Consider the following 20,377-nt stretch of genomic DNA (forward strand, 5'->3'; position numbering starts at 1 on the left):
ACCAGAGACAAAGCGTTGCATTTCCGCCACAATGTGTTGCATGAGTGCCACGTCGTTGGGATGGCATAAACAATGCTCTTATCAAACTCGGTCAATCTGTTTGGAAGTTCGGTGTCTGGCGCTGCAAGCGGCAGCGCCCAGAGATTTTATTCCCGGCTTGGCATCGCGACTGTGGTCCTTGCATTGCTTGCGACCGGCATCACCTTCTTCATCTTGACCGGGATGACACCGATCCACGCCGACAGCCGGATCACATTGCTGCTCACAAGTGTCAATGCGATCCTGATCATGGCCTTGATTGTCCTGATAGGGCGGGAGATTTACCGCGTTGCCCAGGCAAGGAATCGCGGGAAGGCGGCGTCACGCCTGCATGTTCGTCTGGTGGTGCTGTTTTCGCTGGTCGCTGCCGTCCCGGCGTTGATTGTCGCCATTGTCGCCTCGATTACGCTCGATCTCGGACTTGACCGTTGGTTTGAAATGCGCACGACGACGATCGTGAACTCGTCCATCAGCCTCGCCAACTCCTACATCCAGGAAAGCGCCCGGAATTTGCAGGGCACAACGCTGGAGATGGTCAGCGATCTCGATGGACAACGAACGCTATACAATCTTGATCGCAGTGGCTTTACACGGCTGATGACGCAGCAGGCGTTGGGAAGGGGTCTGCTCAGTGCAGCCCTGGTTCGATCGAATGGCGATGTCGCCGTGCGTGCCGATATCAAGACCGACATCACCATTCCCACGGTTTCGAAGGCTGTGCTGGATACTGCTTCCGACGGCAAGCCGGTTCTTATTCCGCCGGAACAGACCAATTTGCTCAGCGCTGTCATCAAGTTACGTGAGATACCGGGGCTTTTCCTTTATACCGTGCGACCCGTCGATGCGGATATTCTCAGTTCCAGCCGGGTCATGGAGAAGAGGACCGCCGACGCGCAAAAAACTGATGGTGACGGGATTACAACGCAGATTCTTTTTGCCTTGCTCTATTTCGGCCTCACCCTGACCTTGCTCTTATCGGCGATCTGGACTGGTATCGCTGTTGCCGACCGGCTGGTACGCCCCATTCGCCTATTGATTGGCGCGGCGGACAATGTTGCAACAGGCAATCTCGATGTCTCCGTTCCAGTCCATCGTTACGATGGTGATGTCGGTTCACTGTCCCAGACATTCAACACAATGGTCCGGCAATTGAGTACGCAGCGGCGTGATCTTGTCTCCGCCAAGGACCAGATAGACGAACGCCGGCGTTTTTCCGAGGCTGTACTTTCCGGAGTGACCGCCGGCGTCATCAGCGTCAATGGTGACGGGGTGATAGGCATTATCAATCGTTCTGCCGAAACAATGTTCTCGCTTGATCCGGCAGCCGCTGCGGGCAAGAATCTTACGGCGCTTGTTCCGGAAATAGGGTTGGTCTTCGAGGTCGCGCATGCCACGGGGCGGTCCGTCTATCGCGAACAGGTGACTATGTCGCGACGTGGCAGCGCCCGGACGTTCAACGTGCAGATCACACTGGAAGATGCTGATTCAATCGAGCATTCTTACGTGGTAACGGTCGATGACATTACCGATCTGGTTGAAGCGCAGCGTTCCACGGCTTGGGCTGATGTGGCGCGGCGCATCGCCCATGAGATCAAGAATCCGTTAACCCCCATTCAGCTTTCCGCCGAACGGCTGCGCCGGCGCTATGGCAAGGTGATCACTGAAGATCGTGAGGTCTTTGAACAATGCACCGAGACGATTATTCGTCAGGTAGGCGACATTGGCCGCATGGTTGACGAATTCTCATCGTTCGCACGGATGCCAAAGCCGGAAATCAAGACAGTGGATCTGCGCGAAGCACTGCGTGAGGCCTCGTTCCTTGTCGAGGTCAGCCGGAGTGATATTCGTTTTGAGCGGGATTTCGGCGATGTACCGCTGCTTGGTCAGTTTGACAGCCGCCTGTTGGGGCAGGCCTTTGGAAACGTTATCAAGAACGCTGCGGAATCCGTTGATTCTATTGTTAAAGAGGGGCACACAGACGGGCATGTTCTGATCCGCTCCAGGCAAGACGCCGACACGCTGATTGTCGAGATCCTGGACAATGGCAAGGGCTTGCCTAGGGAACACCGGCAGCGCCTGCTGGAGCCCTATATGACGACGCGGGACAAGGGCACGGGGCTTGGCCTTGCTATCGTCAAGAAGATTGTGGAGGACCATGCCGGGCAGCTTGAGTTGCATGACGCACCGGACGACTTCTATGCGGGCCGCGGTGCGATGATCCGCATGATTTTTCCAAAAGCACAGACCGTTACCCAGGTCGCTGAAAATACCGAAAAACAGGTGAATTGAAATGGCATCTGACATCCTTGTCGTCGACGATGAAGTCGACATTCGCGAGCTTGTTGCAGGAATACTGAGTGATGAGGGGCACGAGACTCGCGTCGCATCGGACGCGGACAGTGCATTGGCGGCGATCGATGACCGCATTCCCCGCCTGATTTTTCTCGATATCTGGATGCAGGGCAGCCGGCTTGACGGTTTGGCCTTGCTTGACGAGATCAAGAGCCGGCATCCGGAAATTCCGGTCGTCATGATTTCCGGTCACGGCAATATCGAGACTGCCGTATCGGCAATCCGTCGTGGGGCCTATGACTTCATCGAGAAGCCATTCAAGGCAGACCGGCTGATCCTCATCGCCGAACGGGCGCTCGAAACCTCCAAGCTGAGACGGGAAGTGTCGGATCTGCGCAAGCGGTCCAGCGAGAGTTTCGAGCTTCTCGGCGGTTCATTGTCCATGAACCACCTTCGCCAGACGATCGAACGCGTCGCCCCGACCAACAGCCGCATCATGATCACCGGACCGTCCGGAGCGGGCAAGGAATTGACTGCACGCGCCATCCACGCCCTGTCGGCGCGGGCGAAGGGCCCGTTTGTCAACCTGAATGCCGCGACCATTACGCCGGAACGTATGGAAATAGAACTGTTCGGCACGGAATCAGATGGAGGCGAGCGGAAAGTCGGCGCGCTGGAAGAAGCGCATGGCGGCATTCTTTATCTCAACGAAATTGCCGATATGCCGCGTGAAACGCAGAACAAGATCTTGCGTGTGCTGGTCGATCAGCAATTCGAACGCGTGGGGGGAACCAAGCGCGTGCGGGTGGATGTGCGCATTATTTCGTCAACCGCCCAGAATCTCGAGGCCATGATTGCCGAAGGGCGCTTCCGAGAAGACCTGTTCCACCGGCTGGCGGTCGTTCCGGTCATTGTACCGCCATTGGCAGATCGTCGCGACGATATTCCGGCGCTTGTGGAGTTCTTCATGGCGCAGATCGCTGACCAGGCGGGCATCAAGCCGCGCAAGATCGGGCCCGACGCCATGGCCGTACTGCAATCTCACTCCTGGCCCGGTAATATTCGCCAATTGCGCAACAATATCGAACGTCTGATCATTCTTGCGCGCGGTGATGATCCCGAAGCCGTGATCACAGCGGATTTGCTGCCGGCCGAGATTGGGGACACACTGCCCAAGCCTCCGACAGAATCGGATCAGCACATCATGGCGCTGCCCTTGCGCGAAGCGCGTGAACGGTTCGAGAAGGAGTACCTGATTGCCCAGATCAATCGTTTTGGCGGTAACATCTCGCGCACCGCGGAGTTTGTTGGCATGGAACGATCGGCACTGCACCGAAAGCTGAAATCCCTGGGAGTATAGCTCGGCGAGCAGCGTCGGTGTGCTTTGTCCCTGGCGCTAGCTGCATGGGCGATTTTCGTCACCACAAAGCCATCAAACAAGTGGAATCCAGCCAGTAGCGAGATGTGACCATGAAACTGCAATTCCTCCGAAATGCAACGCTGAAACTTGATTATGCGGGCCTGACCATCCTCATCGATCCGGATTTTGGACCAAAGCACAGCCGCCCGTCCTTTACCGGCCGCTCGCCCAATCCGATGACCGAGCTTCCCATTACCACGAATGAAATCCTTGACGGTGTCGAGCTGGTTCTTGTGTCGCATCTGCATGCAGATCACTTTGACAAAGTCGCTCAGGACCTCGTCCCCAAGCATCTGCCGCTCATTTGCCAGCCGGGCGATGAGGAAAAGATCAGGTCATTCGGATTCAGCAATGTCACACCGCTCACCGACGAACTGGTTGTCAATGGTATCCTCTTGACGCGCCGTGAGGGTAATCATGGCTCGGGGCCCGTTCTCGACAAGATGGGGCAGGTCATGGGTTTCACGATCGAAGCCGATGGCGAACCCTCAATCTACTGGGCCGGCGATACGATCCTTTATCCCCCAGTGCGGGAAACCATCGAAACGACGCAGCCCGACATCGTCATTACGCATTCCTGCGGCGCCAAATGGGATGACATCCTGATCGTCATGGACGCCGAACAGACTGTTGAGGTTTGCCGCATCGCGCCGGAGAAAACCAAAATCATCGCGACGCATATGGAGGCGTTGGACCACGCGACGGTCACGCGCGACGACCTTCAAGCCTTTGCGGAACCGTCCGATATCGGTAAGCATAGACTCATCATTCCCGATGATGGAGAACCCCTCCATCTCACAGCCCCCAACGCATGAGATCACCAATGTCAAAAACATTCGCATTCGTCGGCAATCTGAATCGCAACGCCTTGCCCGGCGAGGGAAAGGGCATCAGCGTCTTTCATTTTAATGACAGGACCGGTGATCTGACACTCGCGAGCGAATATCTCCCGATCGACAATCCCGGCTATCTGGCAATCGATGAGAAACGCAAGCGCCTGTATGCCGCTGTCGAGATACCCGCCTGGAATGAAAACATGGCGGTGGCCTTTGATATCGATCCTGCGACCGGCGCACTGTCCTACATCAACATGCAGCCGACACTGGGCAACACCACATGCCACATCGGCTTTGACCAGAGCGGCGAGTTGATTTTCGCATCGAACTATACGGTAGCGGAACTGGGTGCGCGGCCAGGCAATGCGGTCGCGGCCTTCTCAATACGCACTGACGGTGGGCTCGATCCGGCATTCGCCGCCGCGATCCACGAAGGCAAGAACGCCATCCTGCCAACGGATAAGCGCCAGCATGGTCATTGTGCTGTTGTTAGTCCGGACAATCGCTATGTTTTCGTCTGCGATCTCGGCCTTGACCGGATCATGGCCTACAATCTGCCGGCGAAGGGTGAAGGTCTCGCGCTTGCAGCGACACCGTTCACCCAACTGCCCGATGGTGCAGGCCCGCGGCATATGACCTTTCACCCCAATGGAAAAATTGCTTACGTCATCAATGAGTTGAACTGCACTGTTTCAGTATTGCATTATAATTCTGAAAGCGCCGAGTTCACGATTTCCCAGACACTGCCAACCCTGCCGGATGATTTCTCCGATACCAATACCTGCGCCGAAATTGCAGTCAGCCCCGATGGCCGCTTTCTCTACGGTTCCAATCGCGGCCATAACAGCATCGTTAGCTATGCAATCGCCGAGACCGGCGCGATTTCATTGATCGGCTGGACGCCATCGCAAGGGGTTGGACCGCGCAACTTTGTTATCGACCCATCAGGCAGGTTTATGCTGGTCGCCAATCAGAAAGGCGGTGGCATCGCCATCTTCAAGCGCGATATCGAGACCGGCACGCTTGAAGATACCGGCAAACGCATTGCTCTCCAGTCGCCCATGCGCATTGTTTTCGGCACATTCGGTTAAGGAGAACAGGCAATGTCGCGCATCGCCTATGTCAACGGTCAATACGTTCCGCATTCCGAAGCCGGAATCCACATCGAAGACCGGGGCTATCAGTTCGCCGATGGCGTCTATGAAGTCTGCGAGATCGCACGCGGCAATATCATGGACATGACTCGCCATCTCGACAGGCTCGGCCGCTCGCTTTCCGAATTAAAGATCGGTTGGCCGATGGGCCGCAAAGCCCTGCAAACGGTGATCAAGGAAGTCGTGCGTAGAAACCGGGTGCACAATGGCCTGGTCTATCTGCAGGTCACGCGCGGCGTTGCCCGGCGCGATCATGTCTTTCCATCGGCAGACACGCCACCAGCCATCGTCATCACCGCCAAGCGCACCGACCCGCAAGCTTCTGCCGCCAGGGCGGCGAAGGGCATCAAGGTCATCACAGTACCGGAAAATCGTTGGGAACGCGTCGATATCAAGTCGGTTGGTCTGTTGCCCAACGTTCTGGCCCGGCAGCAGGCGAAGGAGCAGGGCGCTCACGAAGCTTGGTTCATCGATCCGGACGGTACCGTTAAGGAAGGCGCAGCTACAAATGCGTGGATTGTCACCAAAGATGGAGTTCTTGTGACAAGACCGGCCGAGAGCGGCATCTTGCGCGGCATCACGCGAACCACCATTTTTGATGTGGCGAAAAAATTGGGCTTGAAGATCGAGGAAAGGGGCTTTTCAGTGGCTGAAGCCAGACAGGCAAAGGAGGTTTTCATGACAGCAGCATCGACTGTCGTGATGCCAATCGTTGCGATTGACGGCGAATCGGTTGCAAATGGTCACCCTGGAACGACTACACTTTCCTTGCGGGAAGCGTTTTTTGACGTTGCGGAAAAAACGCCATCCTGTTAACCGGAGAGTGAGGGGACTAACAGACGCTATTTTTCACCTCCTGCTGGAGCAAAGAAAATTTGCTTCCGCCGCAGAATTTTGTATGAGACACGTTTGCTGATCGCATAAAAGGACAAAAACAATGGCTGAACGATCGCAGAATCTTCAGGATCTTTTTCTGAATTCAGTCAGAAAACAGAAGATTTCTCTGACAATTTTTCTCATTAATGGTGTGAAACTGACTGGAATTGTCACGTCGTTCGACAATTTTTGTGTGCTTTTGCGCCGTGACGGCCATTCGCAGCTCGTCTATAAACATGCTATATCGACCATCATGCCGAGCCAGCCCGTGCAGATGTTTGAAGTAGAAGAGAGCGACTGAGACCACATTTGACCAAGGAAACGAGGCGCAACGCGCAAAAGACTGGCGGAATTGCCGATAACGGCGACACTGCCAGAGAAGCTACGCGCGCGCTCGTCATCGTGCCGGTCTTGCCGCAACGCTTTAATGACGGCGGCAAGACCGACGACAACGGTCGTCCTAAATACCAGCGTGAGTTCCAGCGTAGTGACGAAGCCCGGCTTGAAGAAGCCGAGGGGCTTGCGCGGGCTATCGACCTCGACATTGTCCATTCGGACATCGTGCAGGTTTCCGCGCCGCGCCCGGCCACATTGCTTGGAACAGGCAAGGTCGAAACCATTGCCGAAATTATTGAGGCATCGCACGCTGAACTGGTGATCGTCGATCATTCACTGACACCGGTACAGCAGCGTAATCTTGAAAAGGAATGGAATGCCAAGGTTCTGGACCGGACCGGGCTCATCCTTGAAATTTTCGGCCGGCGAGCCCAGACGAAGGAGGGTGCCCTCCAAGTCGAGCTGGCGCATCTGACCTACCAGAAAGGCCGCCTGGTCCGCAGCTGGACCCACTTGGAGCGTCAGCGTGGCGGTGGCGGCTTCCTTGGCGGTCCTGGTGAAACCCAGATCGAGGCTGACAGGCGCGCACTGCAGGAAAAGATCCTGCGCATCAAGCGCGAGCTGGAAACAGTCGTGCGTACGCGCACGCTGCATAGGGCCAAGCGCAAGAAAGTGCCGCATCCGGTTGTCGCGCTCGTCGGCTACACCAATGCCGGGAAATCCACACTGTTCAACCGGTTGACCGGAGCAGGGGTCATTGCCGAAGATATGCTCTTTGCTACGCTGGATCCAACATTGCGCCGCATCCAGCTTGAACACGGCGAAACCATCATTCTGTCCGATACGGTTGGTTTCATCTCCAACCTGCCGACCCATCTCGTCGCCGCTTTCCGGGCAACTCTGGAAGAGGTGGTCGAGGCCGACCTCATCCTTCATATACGCGATATTTCCGATCCAGACACCGCCGCCCAGGCGGAAGATGTTCACGCGATTATGACCAGCCTTGGCATCGAGCGAGGCGATACCAAGCGCATCATCGAAGTCTGGAACAAGATCGACCTGCTTGATGATGCAGGCCGTGAAGCGGCTCTACGTCTCAGCGCGGCGGCAACTGGCAATGAACATCCCATTCCGGTTTCAGCGATAACAGGCGAGGGTATCGATGCGCTGCTCAAGGAAATCGAGGACCGGATCGCCGGCAAACTGAAGCACGTCAGGATCACACTGCAGCATAACCAGATGCGCCTGATGGACTGGATCTATCAGCATTCGAGCAATGTAAGGCGCAAGGACCTCGATGACGGTTCGATCACCTTGAGCATGGATATGACTGTCAACTCGCACGCTATGCTCGATGAGAAAATATTGAGCAAAAGCAATAGATAAGCCGAGCTACTTCGCTTTTTTGGCTTCTTGCCAGAGTGCTTCCATTTCATCGAGCGTTGCCGCATCCAGCGACTGCTCCTGTTCGGCCAATTTGCGCTCGATATAGTGGAAGCGTTTGCGGAACTTCTCATTTGTGCCGCGCAGGGCGCTTTCCGGTTCGAGCTTAAGGTGCCGGCCGAGATTGACCAGGGCAAACAGCAGGTCACCATACTCTTCTTCAGTATCTTTCTGATTACCGCTGGCGATCGCTTCTTTCAGCTCGCCGATTTCTTCCTCGATCTTGTCGAGGATCGGGCCTGCTTCCGACCAGTCAAATCCGACTTTCGCGGCCTTCTGCTGCAGCTTCAAGGCGCGCATCAGGGCAGGAAAACCGTGCGGGATATCATCGAGAAAGCCATCCGCTTCCGCCAGGCCGAGATTGAGCGCGGCGCGGCGCTCACGGCGTTCAGCTTTCTCCTCGGCTTTGATCTTGTCCCACATGCCTTTGGCCATACCGGCACCACGCGCAGCCTCTTCGCCAAAGACGTGGGGATGACGACGGATCATCTTGTGGGTGATGGCCTGCACCACATCGCCGAAATCGAATGCCTTCAGTTCCTCGGCCATGCGAGCGTGAAATACGACCTGCAGCAGCAGGTCGCCGAGTTCCTCGCGCAAGTCGTCGATGTCGTTACGCTCAATGGCATCGATGACTTCGAACGCTTCCTCAAGCGTGTATGGCGCTATGGATTTGAAATCCTGTTCCAGATCCCACGGACAGCCGGTTACGGGCGTCCGCAGCGCTGTCATGATCTCGAGAAGGCGGGCGATGTCGCGTGATGGTTTCATGGGAAGACAATAGGCCAGTACGCAGACTGCGAACATTGTTTCGTGCCGCGCAGAGCAAGATTGTCCACAACATCCGCGTACTGGAAACAATTAGAGTGACTGAGTTGGTTCAAGCGCTTTCGCTTTGGTGTGCAGGAGCACAGTCGCCAGAAAACGCGTACACGTCGATTGGTTCACCGACACCTCTCAGCGGGAACGAACCGAGATTCTCCAGCCTGGATTCGCAACCTGCCATCTCTGCGAACACTTTGGACAGGAGGACGGGACGCTTGGTCTCCTTGGTCAAGCTTTCAAGTCGCGACGCAACATTGACCGCCGGTCCAATCACCGTGAAGTCGAGACGCTTGCGGGAACCGATATTGCCGTACATCACGTCGCCAACGTGGACCCCAATGCCATAGCCAAGCGAGTCGTGTCCTCCTCGGATGTTTTCATCGTTCAGTGCGGCCATTGCGGTTTGTGCTTCGCTGATCGCCTGGAGAAGATTGGTGCATGCATCTGGGTTACTCAGCGGGAAGATCGCCAGAAGTCCATCCCCCATGAATTTGAGAATTTCCCCGCCATGCTTCTCGATTGGCTCTGACATCGCGTCAAAATAGCCGTTCAACAGTTCAATGACATCATCCCGGGGCCAGAGGTCCGATATTGCCGTGAAGTTGCGAAGGTCACAGATCAGGATCGCAGCGCCGACCGTCACTCCGCTCCCGCGGGTTGTCGCGCCGGCGAGGATCTGCTCGCTCGCATGCGGACCGACATAGGTTTCCAAAAGCGTGCGGGCGAGGCGGTTCTTCAATCTGATCTCGCTGACAAGGGCGAGGGCCGGGAGGAGGTCTGCAAGAAATGCGATGTGGTCGTCGCTGAAGCCGCCGGGACTGTCACTCGAGAAGGTCACGACATGCCGTTTGTCGAGCGTATGATTGAGCGGCCAAGCGATGTAGTCGGTATAACCCTCACCGCGCAACTCATCATACATCGGATACAGGGGGCCACCTTCATTAGGTGCTTCGAGACGTTGCCGAACGACCTGTGCTCCATTGTTGATCTCGCTTATCGGACTGTTCAAATATTGTATGGATTCTTCGATACCGTAGTCGAAGGTGCGGATTTCCGCCTCCGACAATCCCTTCCGCCATAGAATCCGGGCCCCGAGCCATTGAGGATGATTGGTTCTGAAATGGAGTGTCGCCCGGGCAACTGGTACACCGGCATCCAACAACCTCTTGGACATCTCGACCAGGATGTTGTCGATGAATCGTTCATTCCGCGTCTCGATCACCAGCCAGTCAAGAATTTCTCGTCTCTGGGCTGGCCAGACGCCTTCACGTGGCGAAGCAGAGGTTGCGTTCGATACCGGTAGCATTGCAACACTCCATTGGTTTGCCCATCATGTCCTTAAAATAGGGTCGCCCCTGTTCGACATTCAAGTGGCGCTGAGGCGCATGGCATGTGAGGCCCATCGCTACTCAGGTGTCGGCAGTTCGCGCCGTTGAAATTTGTGCAATATCACTGTCTCTGCAGGTTGATCTCGCTGGTTACAACAGTCTTGCCCGAAAGAGGGTCAACATCGACCGTGGTTAGCTTCATGCCATTGTTTCCGACCTTTTGTACAACCAGCTGCGCATTGCGGTCGCCATTCACATTCTTGGCCCAACGGATGTCCAGATTGATGGAGTCGTCGCGTCGGCTTCCAATTAGACCGGCTTTGCCGGTGCCTGCTCCGGTGTAGGACCCCGTATAGGTGGCCCCGTTAAATTTCAGGTCGGCACCAATCGTGCGTGAGATCACAATCAGGCCGCGGCAATTGCCATCGAGTGCAAGTGATGAATCAGTGGCGCTTGAATCGAAGCGGCAGGAAACGGCAAGAGGCGCGGAATTGGTGCGCACTTTGACTGTGCCTGTGCCAGCCCATTTTCCCTCGAGTGATTTAAGGAAGGCCGACTCCTCGGCTGGCGCGGCGCCCACGACAAATGCTAAAGCGCCTACGAACAAAAACATTGAAAGAAATTTCTTCATATCGACACTTCCTGCTCTTCGAGAGAAACGGATGCCGTAGTCAGACCCCATACCGGACTTTGAGGTGATTGATGAAGTATGAGGCCTTGAGTTTTTCACCGGTTGCACGCTCAAGCAAGTCCGGTGTCGTATATCGAGAAGCTTGCGACCAGATATTCTCGCATCGCCAAGCGTTGACAGCGTCGAACTTGCCCTTGGCAATCTCATCATTTGCAGCCGGATGCATTTTTTCAAATGCCGCCCATTGCTGCGCCGCCATCATTGCGCCGAGCGTATAGGATGGGAAATATCCGAATGCCGCACTTGCCCAGTGCGGGTCTTGCATGGGACCGTCGGCGGGATTGTCGAGTGTGGACAGTCCGAGATAGTCGCGCATCTTGGCGTCCCACGCTTCCGGTAGATCGGTCACTTCAAGCCGGCCGGCGATGAAATCCTGCTCCAGTTCAAAACGAAGGATGACGTGCAGCGGATAGGTTACCTCATCAGCGTCGACTCGGATCAGGCCGCGCTCTACACGGTGCACGTGTGGCAGGATATCGTCGATCGACCAGCTCTCGCCGAGGTGTTTTTCCACCATCGGCAGCGCCCAGCACCAGAAGGCCGGATTGCGGCCAAGCTGTTTTTCAACGAACAGGCTTTGGCTTTCGTGTACGGCAATGCCTCGCGGTTTGCCGAGCGGCCAGTGGCCCCAGTCATGTGGCAGGTTCTGCTCGTAAAGAGCGTGCCCCGTCTCGTGCAGGACGCCCATCAACGCCGAGAGGAAATCAGAGGTTTTGTAGCGTGTCGTAATGCGCACATCGCTTGGCACGCCGCCGCAGAACGGATGATGTGATATCGACAGGCTGCCGTGGGTGAAGTCGAAACCGATCGCGCCCATCACCGCGAGTCCGAGGTCGCGCTGTTTTTCGATCGGATACGTCCCGGACAATTGTTTCAGCGGGCGTTTGGCGAGCCGCTCCTCCTGCACAGCCAGAACGTGCGGCACGAAATCTCTCAGAAACGTCTTGAGTTCGTCGAAGACAGGGGCAATGTCTGCAGCACGGCTGCCGGGATCATGTTGTTCTATCATCGCGTCATAAGGGTCGAGGCCGAGTACTTCAGCGCGCAACGCAGACTCTTCGCGCGCCAGCGTTACGATGCCTTCCAGCGCGGGCTTGAAACCCACCCAGTCGTTCTTGGGTCGCAGGTCGCGCCAAAGTTGCTCGCAACGCAGCCGCTCGCGCGTCAGGCGCTCAACGAACTCAGCGGGCAGACAGGTGAGATTGGTGTAGTGGCGACGGAACTCCGCGACGGCAATGCGCTGGTCGTCGTTCAAATCCTCAGATTCGGCCGCAGCGATCCAGTCGGCGATTATCGGCGCAGTGGATTGGCGGTGCAGCATGCCCGCCAAGCCAGACATTGCCTCGGCGCGTTTGGTGCCGCCGCCCACCGCCATATGTGTCGCCTCGTCGGCACCGAGGATCGCCAGGGCATGCTCCAGCGTTTCGAGCTTGCGGCCAAGATCGTCGAGTTGCTGGAAGGACATGGTTGCTCCGATGGTTCTTGCAGCTGCCACAAGACACCAATGCTGGCTGTGATGCAAGAATCGACCGCGTCATTTGCCGGGCAGGGGGCGCTGTGATTCCCTTCATCAACTCTAACACCATTCCTTGTATTCGCTGTGCGGAGCTCGCGACGCTCAGGCGCCCATGTCACGTTCCAGTTGCTCGAAATGCTCGGTGATTTCAGCGCCAGTCGCGATCCAGACGTCGCCCTTCGCCTGAACGTGCCGCAGAAAATCCCGGAGGATATGCCAGCGCATTGGCCGTCCTGAGACTTGGGGATGTAGCACCAGCGTGGTTACGCCGCCCCATGCATGCGTTGCCTCAAATTCGTCGACCCATAGCGGAAGAACCGCCTCGCGCCCGAAAAGCGCGCGTGGGCTGGTTCGGCTCGACATTCCGAAGTTCCAGTCGTCGAAGGCAAAATTGACTGGGATTTCAACGACGCCTGGCTTGCCGTCCGCGAGCTGGTGGCGATAGGGCAGTATGTCGTCACGGAACGAGCTCGAATAGCGAATGCCGGCCTTCGCCAGATAAGCGAGAAGCTCGGGGAAATTTTCCCCTGATGGTGCCCGATAGCCAATTGGCCTCACGCCCAGCGCTTTCTCCAGCGCCTCGAATCCACGATCTATCTCCTCGAAGGATTCGTCCATTTTCTCGCGGTCGGGCATCTTGTGCAGATAGCCGTGATGGCCGATCTCGTGACCTGCCTTCAGAATCGGCTCGCACACGGCCGGATGCGCAAGGGCCGTCCAGCCCGGAACGAAGAATGTGGCCTTAAGGGCCAGTTCCTCCATGAGTTGCAGTATTTTAGTAATCCCGACACGGGCGTCGTAGCCGCCATGCGATGTGGTGACCATACGATCCACATTCGACGGATTGTTGCCGATCCATGCCGTTTCTGCATCGACATCGAAGCCGATGAAGAGGGCACTTTTCGCACCGTTCGGCCATATTATCGGCGGTGTCTTGAACGCTGGATTGAGCGGCCGTGGAGAAAGATCGTAGGTCATGCTGGAACTCCTTCAGCGGAAGGTTGGCCGATTGTCTGCGTCACCTGCAAGCAGTGTCTCGAACCGGCGGCAATCATCGAACTGTTCGAGCGTGTCGAGCACATTCAAGAGATTTGACACCCGATCATCCTCAAGGGCCATACCGCCAAGTTGCCGGAATTTGGCATCGATCGCTTCGCGCTGCATCGGTCGTTCGGCAGATCCGGTCGCTCGCGGTACCATGCGTGAGGTGCGCGTTCCGTCGGAAAATATCAGTGTCAGAACCGGCTCGTCGAGCGGTTGCATGGCCCTGTCGATTTCGAGCTGCATCCGTTGCATGAATGCACCGACGCGCGGATCCGATCTGCACTGCGAGGTGTAGGCATCGAGACCAGCCGTGCCGAAAACGCAGCGTGCAGCGAGGGCATAGGGCAGGCTCATCTGCGTGCCCGCCATGGAGTTACTGCCTTTGTGTCCACACATGCCCATCAGCATTTCGCTGAGATGCAAATGCATGGATATAATGTTCTCGGGCTCTTGTTGAGTTTCTTGAAGAATATCTTCGAGCGCATCGACTGCCGAATGGGCACCGCGACAGGAAGCGTAGGGCTTCAGAACGGCGCGATTGACTTTCCAGCTCTCCCCGAGCGCCTCCGAGAGTTTTTCCGGTTCACCTGATGATTTGTTGAAAGAACGGAAGAAACCGCCCCATACATCGTCGAACACCTTCGAGGGGCCGGCAAATCCTTCAGCAGCAAGCGTGGCTGCCAACAATCCCCCCTCGGCGGCACGCCCGGCGTGAATTTTTTTGGCTTGCGAGCCGTCGTGGATAAATCCCCACAATCCGGATGAAAAACTCGTTGCCAACGTGATCGCATCGACGCAGCCTTGCCGCGACAAACCTTGCAGATTCGCCACGGCCGCTGCTGCTGCCATTGTTCCGCAGGTACCTGTCGAATGCCAACCGAGGCTGTTGTGGCTGTCATAGCCGCCCGCAGCTTCAAGTACACGCCGCCCGACATCGTATCCCGCGACGACGCTCGCGATCAGGTGTTTTCCACTGACCGCATGTTCCGACGCGGACACGGCGGCCAGAACCGCGGGCATGACCACGGCTCCGGAATGGTCGCACCCACCGGCATCGTCGAGCTCGAACGCATGGGCGGCAACTCCGTTTATAAGTGCCGCGTCTCGGGCAGATGCGAAGGCTTGCGTGCCCCAGAGACGCGTCTTGCCATCCTGGCCGGCAATCTTGCGTGCCAGGCCGAACTCCGCTGAGCGCGCACCGGCAAGCGCGGCACCAAGTGTATCGGCGATATGGATTTTCGCCTTGGCGACAACATCCGTTGGAATGTCTTCAAAACGAAGATCTGCAACAAAGGCTGCTAGCCTTTCGACTGGCTTTGCGCGGGACGTGGCGATGTTCATGGATGGAATCTTCTCGATCTTGCGCAGACTTTGCACTGACGCCACAAACTTGGGCGAGGCGGTGAACCCCGGCGGCATTGCCGCCGGGATACCAATGCTGAAAGTTACTTTACAGCTTCACCGTTGATATAGATGCCATCCAACAACGTACCCTCGAGGCCATACTTGGCGAAGATCGTCTTGTATTCGCCGGATGCCATCAGCGCTTGCAATGCGGAAGCATAGGCATCGCGCAACTCCGTGTCCTTCTTTGCGAACGCGATACCCTGATAAACCGCGGTGAAGGGTTCGCCGACGACGGCGTATGTGTCCTTTTCCAGCGTCAGCAGGTAGGGAAGCGTTTCGGAACCCTGGACTGCAGCGTCGAGGCGACCCTGCTTGAGCTGGGCACGGGCATCCGCCGAACCTTCTGTTCCCACCACGACGATCGCGGGCTTGCCTGCAGCCTCGCAGTTCGTCGCGCTCCACTTGGCCGTTTCATCGGGGAATGAGGTGCGGCGGCTCATGCCGATCGTCTTGCCGCAGAAATCGGTGAGCGTCTTGAATTCGTCCTTGCGGGCGAAGGAGGTGTAAAACTGGGCACCTGATTTCATGTAGTCGACGAAATCGAGCGTATCGCGGCGCTTTGGCAGATCGCTCATGCCGCTATGGATCAGGTCGACGCGGCCTGTCGTGAGCGATGAGATCATCTGTTCGAAGCCGATGTCGGCCCATTCGACTGTTGTTCCGAGCTGCTTGGCGAGTGCAAGGCCGAGATCGATATCGACGCCGGTGAGCGTGTTGGTGGCCGGATCCTTGTATTCCATCGGAGGATAGTTCGGCTGATTGGCAACGATCACCTTGCCGGCCGTCTTTACCTTCTCAGGGAGTCCCTCAGCGTTGACGGCGGTCGCCGCAAGGCAGGCGAGCGTGAGCAGTGCGAGATGCTTCTTCATGTAAGTTCCCCTTGTTTGACACATGGTTGCGAGTGGCTCAGACGCTTGCCGACGAGCCGTTCCCGTATTTCAGCTATGAACGGCCTTGATGAACTCTGCCGTCCTGGCACTTTTCGGATCGCTGAGAACTTCCGATGCCAATCCAGTTTCGACGATCTTCCCGGCCTCCATGAAGGCGACCGTATTGGCGACATTGCGTGCAAACCCCAGCTCATGCGTCACGACGATCATCGTCATGCCCGATGCTGCAAGATCCTTCATCACGTCGAGGACTTCCGAGACCAACTCCGGATCGAGTGCCGATGTCGGTTCGTCAAACAGGATGAGATCCGGGCGCATTCCCATGGCGCGCGCAATCGCGACGCGCTGCTGCTGACCACCGGAGAGCTCGGAAGGGTAATGATTGGCCTTGTCCGCCAGTCCGACCCGCTCCAGCATGGCCTTGCCCCGCTCCTGGGCTTCCTTGACCGGCTCGCCGAGAACATGCACCGGACCTTCGATGACGTTTTCAAGCGCGGTCATATGCGGGAAAAGGTTGAACCGCTGAAACACCATGCCAATGCGTCGCCGCTGGTACGAAATTTGTGCATCGCTGATCTGGTAGAGGTTGTTGCCCTCACGGCGATACCCCACCAGTTCGTCGTTGACCCAGATGCCGCCGCCATCCATCCGCTCGAGCAGATTGATGCAACGCAGGAAAGTGCTCTTGCCGGAACCGGACGGGCCGATTATGCAGCATACCTCCCCACGGGCGACCTCAAGACTGACCTTGTCGAGCGCGCAGAACTGGCCGTAATTCTTGGTGACGTCGATTGCCTTGACGAGAATGTTCTTGCTCATGTTTCGCTCCTCACATCGCTGACCGGAGCGATTTGGTACCGCGTCCGAAATAGCGTTCGATGTAGTGCTGGCCGACCGACAGGACCGACACCACGAACAGGTACCAGAAGCTTGCCACCAGCAGCAGTTCGAGCACACGCGTGTTCGCGAAGTAGATGATCTGGGCGTTATGCAGGATTTCCGAATACTGAATGACGCTGGCAAGCGAGGTGAGCTTCACCATGCCGATCACTTCGTTGCCGATGGGAGGGACCATGACACGCATTGCCTGGGGAAGAACGATGCGGCGCAACATCTTCATCTGCGTCATGCCAATTGTACGGGCCGCCTCGTATTGGCCGCTATCGACAGACAGCAGGCCGCTTCGTACCACTTCGGATGTATAAGCCCCCTGTGAGATGCCGAGACCGAGTACGGCGGCCACGAATGGCGTCATGATGTCGACGGTCCTGAATTCGAAGAGACCCGGAATGCCCATAGTGGGGAAAATGAGGGCCAGGTTGAACCACAGCATGAGCTGCAGCAGGGCTGGCGCACCGCGGAAGACCCAGACATACCCGACGGCGATGGATGACAGGACCGGATTGCCGGAAATCCGCATAATCGCGATGACCACACCCAGGACGATGCCAACCGCCATGGCGGCGACCGTCATGACAAGCGTATTGTAGAGACCGGCCAATATGGCAGGCGCGAACAGAAACTGGGCGACGTAGCTCCACTCGATCTGCCCCACGGAGAATGCTCGGACCAGCGCCGCAAGCAAGGCAAGCACGATGGCCGCTGCAATCATCCTTCCGATATGCCGCTTGGGGACGAGCTTCAGATGCGCGATCGCATATTGCTGCTGATCGTCGGCGGATGAAACTTGTGTGATTGCCGTCATCATACCTTGACCTCTTTGGCTCGCCGGCCTGCGCCGTCCTCGTCACCGGCTAGGGGCTTCGTTGCGAAGGCGCGGCTGTCGGCGAGCGCCAAGCTGAATCGTTCGATCTGCTCGCGAACCCGGATGGGTGCGGTAGCACCGTAGCCGGTGCGGCTTGCCACCGCCCGATCGAGCTCGATTGCCTGCAGCATGTCGGGTTTCAACCGAGCATCGATCGCAGCCAAGTCGTTTGCCGTGAGACCTGACAGATCATGCCCGCGGTCTTCGCAATATTGCACGACGGCTCCGGTGATTTCATGGGCTTCAGCGAAGGGAATATTCTGGCCGACAAGCCAGTCGGCAACTTCCGTCGCAAGGGTGAAACCGCGCGGCGCCTCCTCGCGCAGCCGGGCTACGTCGAAATCAAGCGTCGCCACCATTCCGGCGAAAGCCGGGAGCACGACATCGAGAATATCGATGCTTTCAAACATGGCCCGCTTATCTTCAGCCAAATCGCGGTTATAGGCGAGCGGCAATCCTTTCATGGTCGCAAGAAAGCCGGTGATGTTGCCGATCAGACTGCCAGACATGCCACGTGTCAATTCTGCAATATCCGGGTTCTTTTTTTGCGGCATGATCGACGACCCTGTGGAATAGGAGTCGTGCAGCGCCACCCAGCTGAATTGCTTGGAACTCCAGATGCAGATTTCCTCGGCTAGGCGGGAGAGATTGACCGAGACCAGGGCGCAAATAAAGAGGAATTCCGCCACGTGATCGCGGCTCGCGACCGCATCGATGGAGTTTTCGCAAGCGCCGGAATAACCAAGCTCGGTTGCCGACAGATCAGGTCGGCGGGCAATAGCAGAACCGGCAAGTGCGGCGGCGCCCAGCGGAGACCGGTCAAAACGGCGGTCCCAGTCGCGGAAGCGCTCGATATCGCGCAGCAATGCCTGGGCATGCGCCATAAGATGGTGACCAAGAATAATTGGCTGCGCAGGTTGAAGGTGAGTAAAGCCCGGCATCACCGTATTAATGTGCCGGGAGGCCTGATCGACGATGGCTTCTTCCACCGCAATGACCCCCGCGGTAATCTCGCGAACCATGCGGCGCAGATAAAGACGCGTGTTGTTTGATGTCTGGTCATTGCGCGAACGGCCGGCACGCAGCTTGCCGCCGAGCGTGCCCAGGCGGGAAATCAGCAATCGCTCGAGAAACGTATGCACATCCTCATCGCCATCGGTCGGTACTTCTTGCCCATTGGCAACATCCCACTCGACGGCATCCAGAGCCTGGCGAATAGCGGAGAATTCTGCGTCATCGAGAACGCCGGCGCGCTGCAATTCAGAGGCATGGGCACGGGAACCGGCGATGTCTTCCGCATAAAGACGAAAATACGATTTCGGGGCACGAGACAGCGCCAGCAGCGCTTCGGATGGTCCAGCCTTGAAGCGCCCGCCCCATAGTTTCGTTGGTTCGTTCATCGCTGTCTCCGCAATTCGTGTTCAATTCTTGGGCAGGTTTTCACATGCCATTTTTTCCGGCAAGCGAAGTTATTTCCTTGCGTTATGACAAAAACGACTAGGTGATTTTGCTGCCAAGGTTTGCTACATTCGCGTCAAGGCGTCTGCCAAAACGCGCCAGGGAACAAACAATCTCATGATAACAGGTCGGCCCAGACTGCCTTCCACAACGGCGCTTCAAGTTCTTTTGGCCATCGCGGAGCGTGGTTCCACGAGCGCTGCTGCCGAGAGTACGTCGCTTTCGCAAAGCGCGGTCAGCAAGCAGTTGATCGCTTTGGAAGCCCTGATAGGGAGCCCCGCCTTTACCCGCACGGCGCGCGGGATGCTGCCGACGAAAGCTGGTCTTATTTATATCGAACATGCCAGGACTGCCCTGAAGGCGATGGAAGATGCGTCGCTTCAGGTTGCAAGGCTGAGACCAGACCCGCGTATCTTGCGACTGCAGGTTCCTCCCATTTTCGGCGATCGCTGGCTTTTGCCGCGTTTTGCCGACTTCGCTGAAAAGCACCCCGAAATAGACGTGCAGTTCACGACTTTCGTCTCATCGACGCAGTCGGAAGAGCCGGATGGCATATTCCGGTTTGTCCGGGCTCCGCTCGCCGGTGAGGAAACGGCGTATTTGTTTGGACGCGACGTGGTGATCGTCAGTGCCGCATCCTACTGGGACAAGATCGGCATGCCGGAAAATATCGAAGCGTTGGCGAGCGGGGTAATGCTCGAGCATCCCCAGACGATGCTGCATTGGCAGGATTTCGCTGTCGCAAACGGTTGCCCGGATCTCGTGCCGAGGCACACGATCCGGTTTGGCTACTATACAATGGTCATTCGCGCGGCTCTTGCCGGGCAGGGGATGGCGCTGATCCCGCGCAGACTCATACTCGATGACCTCCAATCGAAGCGACTGCTAAACCCGCACGGCTACTCTTACCGGAGCGATTGGGGATACTGGTTTGCGACACCTCAGGATATTCCGCTTAGCTATTCGATGAAGATGTTCAAAGGCTGGCTTATGAGCGAGGCCGAAGAAGGACCATCCGATCCATCGGCGCCCTAAAATTGTGCAATATCTCGCGGGA

The 20,377-nt window shown here is 57.0% G+C and carries 18 protein-coding genes; 8 read left to right on the forward strand and 10 right to left on the reverse strand.

Going from position 1 to position 20,377, the window contains the following annotated elements:
- Positions 1–72: 72 nt before the first annotated feature.
- From BLM14_RS08670 to hflX, 7 genes are all read left to right on the forward strand, one after another.
- Complete coding sequence (locus tag BLM14_RS08670; RefSeq protein ID WP_099999002.1) at positions 73–2,328, forward strand: sensor histidine kinase NtrY-like; 2,256 nt, start codon at positions 73–75, stop codon at positions 2,326–2,328.
- Between the two features lies 1 nt (position 2,329).
- A complete protein-coding gene (ntrX, locus tag BLM14_RS08675) occupies positions 2,330–3,691 on the forward strand; it encodes a nitrogen assimilation response regulator NtrX (RefSeq protein ID WP_099999003.1) in 1,362 nt (453 codons plus the stop codon).
- A gap of 110 nt (positions 3,692–3,801) precedes the next feature.
- Complete coding sequence (locus BLM14_RS08680; RefSeq protein ID WP_099999004.1) at positions 3,802–4,566, forward strand: MBL fold metallo-hydrolase; 765 nt, start codon at positions 3,802–3,804, stop codon at positions 4,564–4,566.
- Between the two features lie 8 nt (positions 4,567–4,574).
- The gene (locus tag BLM14_RS08685) at positions 4,575–5,678 is read left to right on the forward strand and encodes a lactonase family protein (protein ID WP_157929503.1); all 1,104 of its coding nucleotides are present in this window, start codon (positions 4,575–4,577) and stop codon (positions 5,676–5,678) included.
- A 12-nt stretch (positions 5,679–5,690) separates the two neighbouring features.
- Positions 5,691–6,557 carry a D-amino-acid transaminase gene (locus BLM14_RS08690; RefSeq protein ID WP_099999006.1) on the forward strand — a complete coding sequence of 289 codons (867 nt, stop codon included), beginning with the start codon at positions 5,691–5,693 and terminating at the stop codon, positions 6,555–6,557.
- A 121-nt stretch (positions 6,558–6,678) separates the two neighbouring features.
- On the forward strand, positions 6,679–6,918 hold the full coding sequence (gene hfq / locus BLM14_RS08695; RefSeq protein WP_008129219.1) for an RNA chaperone Hfq: 240 nt from the start codon (positions 6,679–6,681) through the stop codon (positions 6,916–6,918).
- Positions 6,919–6,926: 8 nt separating this feature from the next.
- Positions 6,927–8,339, forward strand: coding sequence for a GTPase HflX (hflX, locus tag BLM14_RS08700; protein WP_099999007.1), 1,413 nt, complete (start codon positions 6,927–6,929; stop codon positions 8,337–8,339).
- Positions 8,340–8,345: 6 nt separating this feature from the next.
- Here the strand turns inward: hflX and mazG are convergent, their stop codons facing one another.
- From mazG to argH, 10 genes are all read right to left on the reverse strand, one after another.
- Positions 8,346–9,167, reverse strand: a complete 822-nt coding sequence (gene mazG / locus BLM14_RS08705; protein WP_100001138.1) for a nucleoside triphosphate pyrophosphohydrolase — start codon at positions 9,165–9,167, stop codon at positions 8,346–8,348.
- Between the two features lie 109 nt (positions 9,168–9,276).
- The gene (locus BLM14_RS08710) at positions 9,277–10,527 is read right to left on the reverse strand and encodes an adenylate/guanylate cyclase domain-containing protein (RefSeq protein WP_099999008.1); all 1,251 of its coding nucleotides are present in this window, start codon (positions 10,525–10,527) and stop codon (positions 9,277–9,279) included.
- Between the two features lie 143 nt (positions 10,528–10,670).
- Positions 10,671–11,180 carry a hypothetical protein gene (locus BLM14_RS08715; RefSeq protein WP_237143498.1) on the reverse strand — a complete coding sequence of 170 codons (510 nt, stop codon included), beginning with the start codon at positions 11,178–11,180 and terminating at the stop codon, positions 10,671–10,673.
- Between the two features lie 40 nt (positions 11,181–11,220).
- Entirely contained in the window at positions 11,221–12,705 is a 1,485-nt protein-coding gene (locus BLM14_RS08720; protein WP_099999009.1) for a carboxypeptidase M32, read from the reverse strand.
- Positions 12,706–12,858: 153 nt separating this feature from the next.
- Positions 12,859–13,734, reverse strand: coding sequence for a polysaccharide deacetylase family protein (locus BLM14_RS08725; RefSeq protein ID WP_099999010.1), 876 nt, complete (start codon positions 13,732–13,734; stop codon positions 12,859–12,861).
- A 12-nt stretch (positions 13,735–13,746) separates the two neighbouring features.
- A complete protein-coding gene (locus tag BLM14_RS08730) occupies positions 13,747–15,141 on the reverse strand; it encodes an MmgE/PrpD family protein (protein ID WP_100001141.1) in 1,395 nt (464 codons plus the stop codon).
- Positions 15,142–15,245: 104 nt separating this feature from the next.
- On the reverse strand, positions 15,246–16,076 hold the full coding sequence (locus BLM14_RS08735; protein WP_099999011.1) for an ABC transporter substrate-binding protein: 831 nt from the start codon (positions 16,074–16,076) through the stop codon (positions 15,246–15,248).
- A gap of 69 nt (positions 16,077–16,145) precedes the next feature.
- Positions 16,146–16,916 (reverse strand): amino acid ABC transporter ATP-binding protein, encoded by a 771-nt coding sequence (locus tag BLM14_RS08740; RefSeq protein WP_099999012.1) that lies wholly within the window; start codon positions 16,914–16,916, stop codon positions 16,146–16,148.
- A 10-nt stretch (positions 16,917–16,926) separates the two neighbouring features.
- Complete coding sequence (locus tag BLM14_RS08745) at positions 16,927–17,802, reverse strand: amino acid ABC transporter permease (RefSeq protein ID WP_100001143.1); 876 nt, start codon at positions 17,800–17,802, stop codon at positions 16,927–16,929.
- Positions 17,802–19,262 carry an argininosuccinate lyase gene (gene argH, locus BLM14_RS08750; RefSeq protein WP_099999013.1) on the reverse strand — a complete coding sequence of 487 codons (1,461 nt, stop codon included), beginning with the start codon at positions 19,260–19,262 and terminating at the stop codon, positions 17,802–17,804. The genes BLM14_RS08745 and argH overlap by 1 nt, the downstream gene beginning before the upstream one ends.
- A 175-nt stretch (positions 19,263–19,437) precedes the next feature.
- Here argH and BLM14_RS08755 point away from each other — a divergent pair, with 175 nt between their 5' ends.
- Entirely contained in the window at positions 19,438–20,355 is a 918-nt protein-coding gene (locus BLM14_RS08755; RefSeq protein ID WP_099999014.1) for a LysR substrate-binding domain-containing protein, read from the forward strand.
- Positions 20,356–20,377 lie beyond the last annotated feature (22 nt).

The organism is Phyllobacterium zundukense (assembly GCF_002764115.1).
In the GTDB taxonomy this organism is placed as follows: domain Bacteria; phylum Pseudomonadota; class Alphaproteobacteria; order Rhizobiales; family Rhizobiaceae; genus Phyllobacterium; species Phyllobacterium zundukense.

Coding starts and splice junctions, on each gene's coding strand:
- BLM14_RS08745 (WP_100001143.1), bottom strand. CDS start 17,802: ATGACGGCAATCACACAAGTTTCATCCGCCGACGATCAGCAGCAATAT.
- mazG (WP_100001138.1), bottom strand. CDS start 9,167: ATGAAACCATCACGCGACATCGCCCGCCTTCTCGAGATCATGACAGCG.
- BLM14_RS08690 (WP_099999006.1), top strand. CDS start 5,691: ATGTCGCGCATCGCCTATGTCAACGGTCAATACGTTCCGCATTCCGAA.
- BLM14_RS08715 (WP_237143498.1), bottom strand. CDS start 11,180: ATGAAGAAATTTCTTTCAATGTTTTTGTTCGTAGGCGCTTTAGCATTT.
- BLM14_RS08670 (WP_099999002.1), top strand. CDS start 73: ATGCTCTTATCAAACTCGGTCAATCTGTTTGGAAGTTCGGTGTCTGGC.
- ntrX (WP_099999003.1), top strand. CDS start 2,330: ATGGCATCTGACATCCTTGTCGTCGACGATGAAGTCGACATTCGCGAG.
- BLM14_RS08685 (WP_157929503.1), top strand. CDS start 4,575: ATGTCAAAAACATTCGCATTCGTCGGCAATCTGAATCGCAACGCCTTG.
- BLM14_RS08710 (WP_099999008.1), bottom strand. CDS start 10,527: ATGCTACCGGTATCGAACGCAACCTCTGCTTCGCCACGTGAAGGCGTC.
- argH (WP_099999013.1), bottom strand. CDS start 19,262: ATGAACGAACCAACGAAACTATGGGGCGGGCGCTTCAAGGCTGGACCA.
- BLM14_RS08680 (WP_099999004.1), top strand. CDS start 3,802: ATGAAACTGCAATTCCTCCGAAATGCAACGCTGAAACTTGATTATGCG.
- BLM14_RS08730 (WP_100001141.1), bottom strand. CDS start 15,141: ATGAACATCGCCACGTCCCGCGCAAAGCCAGTCGAAAGGCTAGCAGCC.
- hfq (WP_008129219.1), top strand. CDS start 6,679: ATGGCTGAACGATCGCAGAATCTTCAGGATCTTTTTCTGAATTCAGTC.
- BLM14_RS08725 (WP_099999010.1), bottom strand. CDS start 13,734: ATGACCTACGATCTTTCTCCACGGCCGCTCAATCCAGCGTTCAAGACA.
- BLM14_RS08755 (WP_099999014.1), top strand. CDS start 19,438: ATGATAACAGGTCGGCCCAGACTGCCTTCCACAACGGCGCTTCAAGTT.
- BLM14_RS08735 (WP_099999011.1), bottom strand. CDS start 16,076: ATGAAGAAGCATCTCGCACTGCTCACGCTCGCCTGCCTTGCGGCGACC.
- BLM14_RS08740 (WP_099999012.1), bottom strand. CDS start 16,916: ATGAGCAAGAACATTCTCGTCAAGGCAATCGACGTCACCAAGAATTAC.
- BLM14_RS08720 (WP_099999009.1), bottom strand. CDS start 12,705: ATGTCCTTCCAGCAACTCGACGATCTTGGCCGCAAGCTCGAAACGCTG.